The sequence below is a fragment of the Nonomuraea sp. NPDC003804 genome (assembly GCF_040610675.1).
Lineage (GTDB): Bacteria > Actinomycetota > Actinomycetes > Streptosporangiales > Streptosporangiaceae > Nonomuraea.
Genome location: NZ_JBEXMT010000016.1, coordinates 108,357 through 121,133 on the forward strand (window position 1 = coordinate 108,357; position 12,777 = coordinate 121,133).

Below are 12,777 nucleotides of genomic sequence, written 5' to 3' on the forward strand. Positions count from 1 at the left end.
TGGCGGCGGGGACCGGAGCCCGAGAGGTCAGCGCGGGTCGGTGTCGGACGCCGAGCGGACCGCGAAGACCTCCTGGGCCTTGGCCGTGACCGGCCCCGGCGCGGACGGCAGGACGGTGCCGTCGACCAGCCTGATCGGCTGGATGTCACGCGTCGTCGAGGTCAGGAACGCCTCCTCCGCCTCGTAGAGCGCCGAGAGCGGCACGTCGGCCTCCTCCCCGCCGCACCACTCCAGGGTCAGCGCGCGGGTGACGCCCGCCAGGCAGCCGGAGGCGAGCGTGGGAGTGATGAGGCGGCCGTCCTGGACCAGGAAGATGTTGGATCCGGTGCCCTCGCACAGGTTGCCGGCCAGGTTGCCGAAGATGGCCTCGCCGCCGCCGCGGGCCTTGGCGTAGGCCAGCGCCTTGGCGTTGTCGCCGTAGGAGGTCGACTTCACCCCGGCCAGGGCGCCGCGCTCGTTGCGCGGCCACGGGACCACGGTCACGTCGGCGGTGAGCGGGAAGGCGGCCTGCTCGCCCACGATGACGATCGCGGTCGTGCCCTGGTCGCCGCGGTCGGAGCCGAGGGGGCCAGGCCCGCTGGTGTAGGTGATGCGGATGCGGCCGAGCGGCCAGGCGGGCGCCTCGGCCAGGCAGCGCCGTACGCCGTCGGCGATCGCCTCGAGGTCCGGGTCGGGCAGGTCCATGCGCTGGGCCGACAGCTTCAGCCGGTCGAGGTGCCTGGTGAGCGCGAAGGACTCCCCGTTGACGCACTTGACGGTCTCGAACACGCCGTCGCCCACCATCAGCCCGTGGTCGAACACCGAGACGCTGGCCTGCGCCGGATCCAGCAGTTCCCCGTTGACCCAGACGGGAACGTTCATCGATTTCCTCCTGAGGACGCCAGTTGGATGAGCCTCGACGCCTTGAGCTCGGTCTCGCGCCATTCCCCGCGGGGGTCGCTCCCCCAGGTGATGCCTGCCCCCGTGCCGAAGCGGATCTCCCCTTCGGTGATCCAGAACGTGCGGATGCCGACGGCCAGCGCGGCCGTGCGCCGGTCGGCGTCGACCCAGCCCACCGCCCCACAGTACGGCCCGCGAGGCTCGGTTTCGAGCTCATTGATGATGCGCAGGGCCGAAGATTTCGGCGCTCCGGTGACCGAGCCGGGCGGGAAGGTGGCGGCGAACAGCTCGGCCCATCCGGCGCCCTCGGCCAGCGTGGCGCGCACGGTCGACACCAGGTGGACCAGTCCGGGGTGCTCCTCGACCGCGCACAGCGCCGGCACGCTCACCGAGCCGACCTCGGCCACCCTGCCGAGGTCGTTGCGGACCAGGTCGACGATCATGACGTTCTCGGCGTAGTCCTTGTCGAGCAGGTCGGCGGCGGTGACGCCGGTGCCCTTGATGGGCCTGGACTCGATGGTGGAGCCGGCTCGGGAGAGGTACAGCTCGGGCGAGGCCGACACCACGCTCAGTCCCGGCACGCTGACCACGGCGGCGTAGGGCGCGGGGTTGCCCTCCTGGAGGCGGGCGGCAAGGGCGAGGGGGTCGGCCGCGGGGTCGAGCGGCGCGGACAGGACGCGGCACAGGTTGGCCTGGTAGACCTCGCCCTGCTCGATGTAGTCACGGATGCGCTGCACACCGCGTTCGTAGGCGGCCTGGTCGAGCGAGCTGCGCCATTCCTCGGGCGCGGGGCCGTGCCATGCTCCGGCGGCGGGCAGCGGGGCCGGCCGTACGTCGTCGAAGCCGGCGCAGGTGACCTTGCCCTCGTAGTCGACCACGACCGCCCACCAGCCCGCGCTGTCGAGCGCGGCCAGGTCGGTGGTGAGGTCCCTGAGCCTGGTCGCCAGGAGGCCGCCGACATGGGCGAAACTGTCTTGCACGCCCCTATTGTCCCAGTATTCCGACGAGCGCCAGCGCGGACGGCAGCGGCACGTCCGGCAGCGCCGCGTAAACCTTCCTGCGCGGCCCCTCCTCGGAGATCGGCCGCACCACCAGACCGTCGGGTACGGCCCGCGCCGCCAGCTCCGGCACCAGCGTGACGCCGAGGCCCGCCGCGACGTAGCCGAACTTGCCCGTCCATTCGGCCACCCGCAGCCCGCCCCGCGGCGTGAACCCCGCCCGGGCGCAGGCCGCGGCCAGGATCGTCGGCCGGCCCGGCGGCGCCGCCTCGATCCAGGTCTCCTCGGCCAGGTCGCGCAGGTCGACCACCTCACGATCGGCCAGCCGGTGATGCGCGGGCAGCGCCACGAGCAGCCGCTCCTCCAGCAGCAGCACGGTCTCTGCGGCCGCGGGCAGGCCGGCCGGGTAGTCGCTGACCACGGCCACGTCGAGGGCGCCACCGTTGAGCTGGTCGAGCAGCAGCCCGGTCAGCCCCTCGGTCAGGCGCACCTCGACGCCGGGGAAGCGCTCGCCGAAGGTCTTGAGCGCCTGCGGGACCAGCCACACGTTCGCGGTGGCGAAGGCGCCGACGCGCAGCGTGCCGCCCTCGCCCCGGTGGATCGCGGCCAGCTCCTCCCCGGCCCGTTCCAGACGGTCGAGGACGGCCACGGCGTGCCGCTGCAGCGCGACGCCCGCCGGGGTGAGCCGGACACCCCTGGCCAGGCGGACGAACAGCGGGCCGCCCGCCGCGCGCTCCAGCGCGGCGATGCGGCGCGAGACCGCCGACTGGGTGTAGCCGAGCAGCTCGGCCGCGCCGGTGAAGGAGCCCTCGCGGGCGACCTCGGCGAACAGCCGCAAGTCATTCGTTTCAAGCATGGCTGGCATGCAGACTAGTCGGTGGTGGAATGGCTCGCATCACTATTGAATGCGGACGTGATTGCCTTTCTCGGACAGGGACGCATGGGCGTCCCCATGGCCCGGCGGCTGCAGGCGGCCGGGCACCAGGTGACGGTGTGGAAGCGCGGGCTCGGCCCGGTGGCGGCGGCGGTGGAGGGCGCCGACCTGGTCATCACCATGCTGCGCGACGGCCCCGCCGTCGAGGAGGTGCTGACCGGCGCCCTCGAAGGGCTGCGGCCGGGGACGACGGTGGTGGAGATGTCCACGATCGGCCCCGATGCGGTGCGGCGGCTGCGCGACCTGCTGCCCCCGTCGGTGGCGCTCGTGGACGCGCCCGTCCTGGGCAGCGTCGGCCCCGCCGCGGACGGCACGCTGACGGTGCTGGCCGGCGGTGACGTGTCGGCCTGCAGGACGGTGCTGGCGGAGTTCGGGACCGTGCTCGAACTCGGCCCGCTCGGCGCGGGCGCGGCGATGAAGGTGGCCGTGATGGGCGCGCTGGTGCCGGCGCAGGTCCTGCTGGCGGAGACCTTCGCGTACGGCGAGGCGCACGGGGTCACCCGTGAGGCGCTGGCCCAGGTGCTGTCGGGCACGCCGCTGGGCGCGCTGGCGGCGCGGATCGCGGCTCCGGCGCAGGAGACGAGGTACGCGCTGGGGTTGGCGGCCAAGGACGTGCGGCTGGGGGCGTGGGAGGGAACGACGATGGCGCGCGCGGCGCAGGCCCGGCTGGAGGCGGCGGAGGCCGCCGGCCACGGCGAGCGGGACGTGACCGCGATCGCCACGCACGTCGCCACGGAGGTCGCTGCGCCGTCGCGCGCGGTGCCGGTCAACCCGGGCAGCGTGCCGGCCACCAACGGGTTCTACTCGCACGCGGTCCGCGTGGGCGGCATGCTCTACGTCTCTGGCCAGGCCGCCTTCGACGAGCGCGGCCAGGTGGTCGGCGAGGGCGACATGGCGGCGCAGGCCGAGGCCGTCTTCCAGAACATCGGCAAGATCCTCGCCGACCAGGGGGCCGGGTTCGAGGACATCGCGTTCATCAGGACCTACCTGACGGACATGGAGCAGAGGTTCGCCTACGGGCAGGTGCGCCGGAAGTACATCACGGGAACACCGCCGGCGAGCACGACCGTGGAGGTGTCCAAGCTGTTCATGCCGGGGCTGCTGCTGGAGATCGACCTGATCGTCGCCCTGCCGTAGAGGCACGAAGGCGGCGGGCCGCAGTCCGCGCCGTGCCAGGCGGGCCGTGCGAGACGGCGCCGCCGTCCGCGCCGTGCCAGGAGGGCCGCCGTCCGCGCTCTGACAGGCGGGCCGTGCGAGACGGGCCGCCGGTGGGCGGCGGCCCATCTCGGGGCGAGCGGCTAGGCCAGCGGGCCGGTGACGGACTCGACGGCGGACACGACCGTGCCGTCGGCGACCAGGCGGACGACGGACTCGATCTCGGGCGCCAGGAACCTGTCGGTGCCGGGCCCCGGCACGCTGTCGCGCAGCGCCCCGACCACGGCCCCGGTGGCGGGGGCGGGCTGGAGCGGAGCGCGCAGGTCGATGGCCCGCGCGGCGGTGAGCACCTCCACGGCCAGCACCCGCGTCAGCCCGTCGACCGAACGGCGCAGCTTGCGCGCGGCCGACCAGCCCATGGAGACGTGGTCCTCCTGCATGGCCGAGCTCGGGATCGAGTCGACGCTCGCGGGAGCGGCCAGGCGCTTCATCTCCGACACGATGGCCGCCTGGGTGTACTGGGCGATCATGTGGCCGGAGTCGACGCCCGGGTCGTCGGCCAGGAAGGCGGGCAGGCCGTGGTTGCGGGCCACGTCGAGGAACCGGTCGGTCCTGCGCTCGGACATGGAGGCGACGTCGGCGGCGACGATGGCCAGGAAGTCGAGGACGTAGGCGACGGGCGCGCCGTGGAAGTTGCCGTTGGACTCCACCCGGCCGTCGGCCAGGACGGCGGGGTTGTCGACGGCCGAGGCCAGCTCCCAGGTGGCCACGTTGGCGGCGTGGGCGACGGTGTCACGGGCGGCGCCGGCCACCTGCGGGGCGCAGCGCAGCGAGTAGGCGTCCTGGACGCGGGTGCAGGCGTTGGGGTCGCGGTGGCTCTCCATGATCCCGGAGTCCTTCAGGACGCGGACCATGTTCGCCGCCGCCAGCGCCTGGCCCGGCTGCGGGCGCAGCGCCTGCAGCTCGGGCGCGAAGACGCGGTCGGTGCCGAGCAGCGCCTCCACGCTCATGGCGGCGCTGATGTCGGCGGTCTTGAGCAGCCTGGTGAGGTCGTGGATGGCGAGGATGAGCATGCCGAGCATGCCGTCGGTGCCGTTGATGAGAGCCAGGCCCTCCTTGGCGGCCAGCTCGACGGGCTCGATGCCCGCCTGCTTGAGCGCCTCGGCACTCGGTCCGACCTTTCCGGACTTGTCCCTCACGACGCCTTCGCCCATCAAGGTGAGGGCGACATGGGCGAGGGGGGCGAGGTCTCCCGAGCAGCCCAGGCTGCCGTACTCGTGGACGACCGGGGTGATGTGCGCGTTGAGGAGAGCCGCCATGGTCTTGGCGGTCGTCGGGCGGATGCCGGTGTGACCCGTGGCGAGGGTGTGCAGGCGCAGCAGCATCAGCGCGCGCACCACCTCGGTCTCGACCTCGGGCCCGCTGCCGGCCGCATGGGAGCGCACCAGCGAACGCTGCAGCTGGGCGCGCAGCGAGGGGTCGATGTGCCTGGTGGCCAGCGCGCCGAACCCGGTGGAGACGCCGTAGGCGGGGGTCGGGCTCTCGGCCAGTTCGTCCACCCGCTGGCGGGCGGCGGAGATGGCGGCGATCGCGTCGTCCGTGAGGTGGACGGGGGCGCCGTGGCGGGCCACTCGGATGACGTCGTCGAAGGTCAGCGGCTCAGGACCGACGTTCACGACTTCGTTGTCGCGCATATTGCACTCTCTCGCTCAGGTAACCGGCGTATGTGATGTTAGCTCCTTACAGGGCAACCGACCGCACCGTCTCTCCTGCCCCGGCATGGGCGGAATCACCACGTGGGGCCGTCGGGCTCGGCCTGGTCGGCGTGGAGCGCGGAGAGGGGTGCGGGACGGGCCGCACAAGCGACGGCTTGCGCGGCCACGCCTCGGCCGACACCCACGGGGCCGGTCTAGGCACCCGCCACCGCGCACAGCAGGCGGTTGTTGCCGCGCTGCCACAGCGTGCCGATCTCGGCGAAGCCGGCGCCGCGAAGGGCGTCGACGTGCGTGGAGAGCAGGTTGGACTCCGCGCCGCTGTGGCTGCTGCCCGCCGTGGTGCGGGCGGTGTTGAGCGCCGCCAGGTCGGGGTCGGCCGCCACCGCCTCCCACCACTGCTTCCAGCCCTCGGGCAGGTCGCCGCCGAAGTAGCGCTCGGTCTCCCTCTCGTGTACGGCACGCTCCAGCCTGGCGAGGGACGGCGTGGCGTCGTCGGAGTCGAGGTGGTCGCCGTTGAGCAGCAGCCCGCCGGGCCGCAGGACCGCCGCCAGCTCGCCGTACAGGGTGGCCAGCTCGGGACCGGCGATCCAGTGCAGCGCGGTGGTGCTCACCGCCGCGTCCGCCTGCCGGTCAAGGCCGAGCTGCCGGGTCCATCCGGGAGTGCGCAGGTCGAGCGAGAGGAAACGGAGGTGCGGATAGGCGGCGCGACCGAGCCCGAGCAGCAGCGGGTCGGCGTCGACGGAGATCACGGTGGCCTCGGGCAGGCGCTCGACCAGCCTGGCCGACAGCGAGCCGGGGCCACATCCGAGGTCGATCACGAGCGGGTCGGGGCGCCCCAGAGCCTCCACGGCGTCGATCAACGCGGTGAAACGCTCCTCACGGTCGGGCAGGTAGCCCTCCTGCTGGCGGTCCCAGCGTGCGATCCACTCCTTGGCGGCAGCGTTGGTGAGCACGAAGATCTCCTTGTGACCGTCGTTTACAATTTCGGCAGTCACAACGTAGAGCGCGAGGGAGTAACTGGTCAAGTGGAATTCAACAGTCACAATGATGGCGTCGTGCGGGTCGCCGTAGGACTGATCAACTCCCTGACCCCGGGCGAGCGGCGGGGCCGTCCCTACGCCCTCCCCGCCGACCTGGCGCCGGCGGCAACCGACGGGCTGCGCGCCGGCTACCCGCGCCACCAGGAGGCGAGCCCGACGGAGGCGACGGAGCTGGCCGCCGTCGCGCGGCGGCTGCGCACCGTCTTCGAGGCCGTCTCCTCGGGCGACATCGACGCGGCGGCCGGGCAGATCAACCGGTTGCTCGAGGAGACCAACGCGCGGCCTCGCCTCGACCGGCACGACGGGGAACCCTGGCACCTGCACTTCCACGGCCCCGGCGGCACCATGGCGGGCGACTGGGCGGCCAGCTGCGCGACGTCGCTGGCGATCGTGCTGGGAAGCGAGTTCCACGACCGGCTCGGCGTGTGCACGGCGCCGCACTGCGACCGGGTCTACGTGGACGTCTCCCGCAACGGCACCCGCCGCTTCTGCTCCACGGCCTGCCAGAACCGGGTGAAGACCGCCGCGTTCCGCGCCCGCGCCAGGACCTGACCGTCACCGCGCCGGACGGGCCCGTCGACGCCGTCCGGCCCGCCGGGCTCCGTTGCGGCGGCCGGGGTCACTCCGTGCGCGCCGCTTTCGGTTTGGGGACTCGGCAAGGATTCGGTACAGTTCTCTTCGTCGTCGCGAACGAGCGGCAACGCGGAAGTGGCTCAGTGGTAGAGCATCACCTTGCCAAGGTGAGGGTCGCGGGTTCGAATCCCGTCTTCCGCTCGGAAGCACCGAGGACGATTAGCTCAGCGGGAGAGCGCTTCCCTGACACGGAAGAGGTCACTGGTTCAATCCCAGTATCGTCCACCACATCGAAACCCCAGGCCGTCCCGGCCTGGGGTTTCGTGTTTACGCAGACCCGCGCCCGCCCGTGGGGGCGGGCGCTCCTCGCGGCTGGGTCAGGTGAGAGCGGGTCAGGTGAGCGGCGGGTAGACGTGGTCGCCGGGGTGGCCGGGCGGCAGGACGCAGCGGCGGCCGCGGTCGGTGCTGGGACAGCGTTCGGCGTCCTCACGCATCGGCAGCCGGCCAGGGGATTCGTCGTTCATCATCGCCTTCTGTCGGAAGAGGGTCAAAAACGTATCCACTGTCGTCAGCGCGGTCCAGATGTTACTGAAGGTAATGATCGTGGCCGCGACCTGCGAAAAGATGATCTCCGTACTCTCCGGGGACCGCGTCGCGGTCAGGCCGACCCCGCGCCGGGCCCGACCGCGCGCCCCTGGCTACGATCTCTGACGCCGTCACCGCCGCGGTGTTCCGGCGAAGGAGGTTCGACCCGAATGAAGATCGTCCTGGCAGGGGCCAACGGGGCCGTCGGCCGTCAGTTGGTGCCGCTGCTGGTCGAGGCGGGACACGAGGTGGTCGGCACCTCGAAGGCCCGTGCCCTCGGCTGGACCCCCGCCTGGCCCTCCTGGCGAACCGGCTTCCCCGCCCTCACCGCCACGGCCTGACCACGTCAGATCCCGGGTCGCCACGCGCGGCGCCGGGCCGTCGCGGGGCGCGTCCCGCCTCGTGTGGCGCGGTGCGTGGCCTGTCGCGGGCGGTCAGAACAGCCAGCGGGTCTGGCCGTACTCGCCGTCCCGCGCGAAGCCGAAGGCCCGCTCGGGCGCGACCCTGAACACCGGCACCCGGCCACCCCGTCCGACGAACGCCCCGTCGGCCACGTCGAAGCGCCAGTCGGGGCCGTACTTGGTCGTGTACGCCTCGGCCAGCCGGCGCAGCTCGGCCTCGTCGGTCACCGGCTCCGCGCGTCCCTCGACCACCACGTCCGGGCCGCCGCTCATGGAGCTGGAGCCGGTGGTGAGCACGCAGCGGGTGTTGCTCTCCAGGTTCTTGGCCTTGCGCTCGGTCGCCCCCGTGCAGAAGTACAGCGCGCCGTCGTGCCAGACGGCGATCAGCGGGGTGACGTGCGGGCCGCCGTCAGGCCGTACGGTGGACAGCCAGTAGATTTCCGCCGCCGACAGGATGTCGCGCGCCTCCGCCCAGCTGGTGGGGGTGGCGTTGTCGCTGCTGAAGCGGCGGTCGAGCGTCGTCTCGGGATCCTTGTCCGCCATACCTCCGGCATATCATCCCCCGGCCGAACGACGCACGAGGGCGCGCACCTCCTCGGCCAGGTCCGCGACGGGACCCTCCACCGTGACGCCGGGCACCACCTGCTGGATCGGCAGCGCGTTGACGGGCGAGGCGGGCAGGCCGAGCTCGGCCCGCCAGGCGGCGAACTGGGCGGCGGAGGCGGCGTAGACGATACGGCCGAGCCCCACCCAGCCGTGCGCGGCCGAACACATCGGGCAGTGCTCGCCGGAGGTGTAGAGGGTCGTGCCGGCCCGCTCCTCCACCGGCAGGTTCGCGGCCGCCCACCTGGCCAGGTCGATCTCGGGGTGGCGGGTGGGGTCCGACGCGGAGGTCTCGCGGTTGCGGTCCTCGGCCAGGACGGTGCCGTCGGCGGCCACCAGCACCGAGCCGAACGGGTCGTCGCCCGACTCCAGCGCCTCGGCGGCCAGTTCCAGGCAGCGGCGCAGATGCCGCAGATCGATCTCGTTCACCGGCCCATGCTAGGCGCGGCCGGTGAACCCCGGCCGCGCACGACCGCCGCCGAGCACCGGCGTGTCGACATGGACGGCTCGCCGGCGACCGCCCCGGCTCAGCGGAGGAAGGCCGCGGCGACCCCCGCGTCGACGGGGATGTGCAGCCCCGTGGTGAGCGACAGGTCGCCGCCGGTCAGCGCGAACACCGCCGCCGCGATGTGCTCGGGCAGGACCTCGCGCTTCAGCAGCGTCCGCTGGGCGTAGAACTCGCCCAGCTTCTCCTCCTCCACTCCGTAGACGGCGGCCCGGTTCGCCCCCCACCCTGACGCGAAGATGCCCGACCCCCTCACCACGCCGTCGGGGTTGACGCCGTTGACCCGGATGCCGTGGGCGCCCAGCTCGGCGGCCAGCAGGCGCACCTGGTGGGCCTGGTCCGCCTTGGCGGCTCCGTAGGCGAGGTTGTTCGGCCCGGCGAAGACGGCGTTCTTGGAGGAGATGTAGACGATGTCGCCGCCGATGTCCTGGAGGAGGAGCACTCGGGCGGTCTCCCGCGAGACGAGGAAGGAGCCCCTGGCCATGACGTCGTGCTGGAGGTTCCAGTCGTCGAGGGTGGTGTCGAGGAGCGACCGCGAGAGGGACAGGCCGGCGTTGTTCACGATCAGGTCGACGCCGCCGAAGGCGAGGACGGCCTGCCGTACGCACGCGACGACCTGCTCCTCGGACGTGACGTCCACCGCGACGGCGACGGCTGTGTCCGCCCCCCGCCGGCCGGCGGGTTCCACGGCGCTCGGCCCGGCCGCGCCGGGAACGCCTGCGGCGGGCGGCAGGTGGGGGTGGCCGTTGAGTTCGGCGGCGACCTTCTCGGCGGCGGCGAGGTCGCGGTCGGCCACGACGACGCAGGCGCCCTCGGCGGCCAGGCGGCGGGCGGTGGCGGCGCCGATGCCCGAGCCGCCGCCGGTGACCAGCGCCACCCGTCCGGCCAGCGGTTTGGCCTTGGGGAGGCGGCGCAGCTTGGCCTCCTCGAGCTCCCAGTACTCGATGCGGAACTTCTCCGACTCGGGGATCGGCGCGTAGGTGGAGACGGCCTCGGCGCCGCGCATCACGTTGACGGCGTTGACGTAGAACTCGCCGGCGACCCGCGCGGTCTGCTTGTCCTTGCCGAAGGAGAACATGCCGACGCCGGGCACCAGCACGATGGCCGGGTCGGCGCCGCGCATCGCGGGCGAGTCCGGTACGGCATGCCGCCGGTAGTACGCCGCGTACCGGTCACGGTATTCGGCATGCAGGACGCGCAGCCGCGCCATCGCCTCGTCCAGCGAGGCGGTGGGGGGAAGGTCGAGGACGAGGGGAGCCACCTTCGTCCGCAGGAAGTGGTCGGGGCAGGAGGTTCCCAGGGCGGCCAGGCGCGGGTGCTCGGCACGGGCGAGGAAGTCCAGGACCTCCGGGCTGTCGGTGTAGTGGCCGACCTGGCGCACGTCGGTGGAGCACAGGCCGCGGACCAGCGGGAAGAGCGCGGCGGCGCGCGCCCTCCGCTCGGTGGCCGGTGGCGAGGGGTGGATCACCGGGCCGAAGGGCTCCGGCTTGCCGTGCTCGTCGATGTAGCGCTGGGCGGTGCGGATGATCTCGAGGGAGTTCGCCTGGCACTCCTTGCTCGTCGCGCCCCACGCGGTGATGCCGTGGCCGCCGAGGACGCAGCCGATGGCCTGCGGGTTGGCGGCCTGCAGCGCGGCGATGTCGAGACCGAGCTGGAAGCCGGGCCGCCGCCACGGCACCCACAGCACCCGGTCGCCGAAGATGCGGGCGGTCAGCTCGGGCCCGTCGGCGGCGGTGGCCAGGGCGATGCCGGAGTCGGGGTGGAGATGGTCGACGTGGGGCGCGTCGAGCAGGCCGTGCATGGCGGTGTCGATGGACGGCGCGGCGCCGCCCTTGCCGTGCAGGCAGAAGTCGAAGGCGGCGACCATCTCGTCCTCGCGCTCCACCCCCGGGTAGACGCCGGCGAGGGCGCGCAGCCGGTCCAGGCGCAGGACGGCCAGGCCGTCCTCGGTGAGGGTCCCGAGGTCGCCGCCGGAGCCCTTGACCCACATGAGCTCGACGTCGCCGCCGGTCACGGGGTCGCGCCGGACGCCCTTGGCCGAGGCGTTGCCGCCCGCGAAGTTGGTGTTGCGCGGGTCCGAGCCGAGGGCATGGGCCCGGTCGAGCAGCTCGGTAACCGTCATCAGGTGTCTCCCTTTGCGTGTGGTGTCGGTGATGGAGCTGGATCGTCAGGCCGCGCCGGTGGGTCGCGGGGCAGGACCTGCCGGGTCACGCGCCCCATCCCGCCTGGGAGCCGCCCACCCGCTCGGCCGCGATCTTCTCGAAGTACCCAGACCTCGCGTACGCCGCCATCGGGTCGGGGTCCAGGCCCATCTCGGCCCGCAACTCCCCCAGCATGGCCCGCACGTCGGTGTTGTAGGCGTCCATCAGCACGGCGTTGGCCCCCAGCACGTCACCCTCGGCCTGCGCCGCGGCCAGTGCCTCCCGGTCGACGAGCAGCGCCTTGGCCGTGGCCTCCTGGACGTTCATGACCGACCTGATCTGCCCGGGGATCTTCGGCTCGATGTTGTGGCACTGGTCGAGCATGAAGGACACGTGCGGGCCGTACCCGCCTCCGCTGATCACCTCGAACATGATCCGGAACAGCTGGAACGGGTCGGCCGCGCCGACCATGAGGTCGTCGTCGGCGTAGAAGCGGGAGTTGAAGTCGAAGCCGCCCAGCTTCCCCTCGCGCAGCAGGAACGCCACGATGAACTCGATGTTGGTGCCGGGCGCGTGGTGGCCGGTGTCGACGACGACCTGCGCCTTGTCGCCGAGGGCGCGGCAGTGGGCGTAGGCGGTCCCCCAGTCGGGCACGTCGGTGACGTAGAAGGCGGGCTCGAACAGCTTGTACTCCAGCAGGAGCCGCTGCCCCTCCCCCAGCCGCTCGTGGACCTGCTCCAGCGCGGAGGCCAGCCGGTCCTGGCGCGCCCTGATGTCGTCCTGGCCGGGGTAGTTGGTGCCGTCGGAGAACCACAGCTTGAGGGTGGCCGAGCCGGTGGCGTCCATGATGTCGACGCAGGCGAGCAGGTGGTCGAGGGCCTTGCGGCGGATCGCGGGGTCGGGGTGGGTGACGCTGCCGAGCTTGTAGTCGTCGTCCTGGAAGACGTTGGAGTTGATCGCGCCGATGCCGAGGCCGAGCGAGGCGGCGTGCCCGGCGAGGTCCTCGTAGGAGTCGACCCGGTCCCACGGGATGTGCAGCGCCACGGTGGGCGCGATGCCGGTGAAGGCGTGCACCTGGGCGGCGTCGGCCAGCTTCTCGTAGGGGTCGCGGGGCACGCCCGGCTGGGCGAACACCTTGAACCTCGTGCCCGAGTTGCCGTACGCCCATGAGGGCGTCTCGATGTGCTGCCGCCTGAGCAGGTCCTTGATCATGCGACTCCCCGCTTGGGTGTCTGAAACGTTTTAACG

General features: G+C 72.7%; 13 protein-coding genes and 2 tRNA genes. 5 read left to right on the top strand and 10 right to left on the bottom strand.

Features of this window, described 5'->3' with window-relative positions:
• Positions 1–27: 27 nt before the first annotated feature.
• From ABZX22_RS22665 to ABZX22_RS22675, 3 genes are read right to left on the bottom strand one after another with little or no spacing between them, the layout of a single operon-like run.
• Positions 28–861: an aminotransferase class IV gene (locus tag ABZX22_RS22665; RefSeq protein ID WP_354912289.1), complete on the bottom strand. Its 834-nt coding sequence runs from the start codon at positions 859–861 to the stop codon at positions 28–30.
• Complete coding sequence (locus ABZX22_RS22670) at positions 858–1,859, bottom strand: chorismate-binding protein (protein WP_354912291.1); 1,002 nt, start codon at positions 1,857–1,859, stop codon at positions 858–860. Before ABZX22_RS22670 ends, ABZX22_RS22665 begins: the two co-directional genes overlap by 4 nt.
• 4 nt (positions 1,860–1,863) lie before the next feature.
• Positions 1,864–2,733 carry a LysR family transcriptional regulator gene (locus ABZX22_RS22675; RefSeq protein ID WP_354912294.1) on the bottom strand — a complete coding sequence of 290 codons (870 nt, stop codon included), beginning with the start codon at positions 2,731–2,733 and terminating at the stop codon, positions 1,864–1,866.
• Between the two features lie 57 nt (positions 2,734–2,790).
• On the opposite strand from ABZX22_RS22675, the gene ABZX22_RS22680 reads away from it, so the two are divergent.
• Positions 2,791–3,948 carry a Rid family hydrolase gene (locus tag ABZX22_RS22680; protein ID WP_354912297.1) on the top strand — a complete coding sequence of 386 codons (1,158 nt, stop codon included), beginning with the start codon at positions 2,791–2,793 and terminating at the stop codon, positions 3,946–3,948.
• A 161-nt stretch (positions 3,949–4,109) separates the two neighbouring features.
• Here the strand turns inward: ABZX22_RS22680 and hutH are convergent, their stop codons facing one another.
• Together hutH and ABZX22_RS22690 are read right to left on the bottom strand one after the other, a co-directional pair.
• Entirely contained in the window at positions 4,110–5,660 is a 1,551-nt protein-coding gene (gene hutH / locus ABZX22_RS22685) for a histidine ammonia-lyase (protein WP_354912300.1), read from the bottom strand.
• 215 nt (positions 5,661–5,875) lie between these two features.
• Positions 5,876–6,634 (bottom strand): class I SAM-dependent methyltransferase, encoded by a 759-nt coding sequence (locus tag ABZX22_RS22690; RefSeq protein WP_354912302.1) that lies wholly within the window; start codon positions 6,632–6,634, stop codon positions 5,876–5,878.
• A gap of 102 nt (positions 6,635–6,736) precedes the next feature.
• On the opposite strand from ABZX22_RS22690, the gene ABZX22_RS22695 reads away from it, so the two are divergent.
• The 3 genes from ABZX22_RS22695 (at position 6,737) to ABZX22_RS22705 (ending at position 7,582) form a co-directional block, all read left to right on the top strand.
• Positions 6,737–7,273 (top strand): CGNR zinc finger domain-containing protein, encoded by a 537-nt coding sequence (locus ABZX22_RS22695; protein ID WP_354912304.1) that lies wholly within the window; start codon positions 6,737–6,739, stop codon positions 7,271–7,273.
• A gap of 150 nt (positions 7,274–7,423) precedes the next feature.
• Positions 7,424–7,495, top strand: a tRNA-Gly gene (locus tag ABZX22_RS22700).
• A gap of 12 nt (positions 7,496–7,507) precedes the next feature.
• Positions 7,508–7,582, top strand: a tRNA-Val gene (locus ABZX22_RS22705).
• A 104-nt stretch (positions 7,583–7,686) separates the two neighbouring features.
• Here ABZX22_RS22705 and ABZX22_RS22710 read toward each other — a convergent pair.
• Positions 7,687–7,845: a hypothetical protein gene (locus tag ABZX22_RS22710; RefSeq protein WP_354912307.1), complete on the bottom strand. Its 159-nt coding sequence runs from the start codon at positions 7,843–7,845 to the stop codon at positions 7,687–7,689.
• A 204-nt stretch (positions 7,846–8,049) separates the two neighbouring features.
• Here ABZX22_RS22710 and ABZX22_RS22715 point away from each other — a divergent pair, with 204 nt between their 5' ends.
• Positions 8,050–8,220 carry a hypothetical protein gene (locus ABZX22_RS22715; RefSeq protein ID WP_354912310.1) on the top strand — a complete coding sequence of 57 codons (171 nt, stop codon included), beginning with the start codon at positions 8,050–8,052 and terminating at the stop codon, positions 8,218–8,220.
• Positions 8,221–8,313: 93 nt separating this feature from the next.
• Here the strand turns inward: ABZX22_RS22715 and ABZX22_RS22720 are convergent, their stop codons facing one another.
• From ABZX22_RS22720 to rhaI, 4 genes are all read right to left on the bottom strand, one after another.
• On the bottom strand, positions 8,314–8,823 hold the full coding sequence (locus ABZX22_RS22720; protein WP_354912312.1) for a pyridoxamine 5'-phosphate oxidase family protein: 510 nt from the start codon (positions 8,821–8,823) through the stop codon (positions 8,314–8,316).
• Positions 8,824–8,835: 12 nt separating this feature from the next.
• Positions 8,836–9,312, bottom strand: coding sequence for a nucleoside deaminase (locus ABZX22_RS22725; RefSeq protein WP_354912315.1), 477 nt, complete (start codon positions 9,310–9,312; stop codon positions 8,836–8,838).
• A gap of 98 nt (positions 9,313–9,410) precedes the next feature.
• On the bottom strand, positions 9,411–11,510 hold the full coding sequence (locus ABZX22_RS22730) for a bifunctional aldolase/short-chain dehydrogenase (protein WP_354912318.1): 2,100 nt from the start codon (positions 11,508–11,510) through the stop codon (positions 9,411–9,413).
• Between the two features lie 85 nt (positions 11,511–11,595).
• On the bottom strand, positions 11,596–12,741 hold the full coding sequence (gene rhaI / locus ABZX22_RS22735) for an L-rhamnose isomerase (RefSeq protein ID WP_354912321.1): 1,146 nt from the start codon (positions 12,739–12,741) through the stop codon (positions 11,596–11,598).
• Between the last annotated feature and the right edge of the window lie 36 nt (positions 12,742–12,777).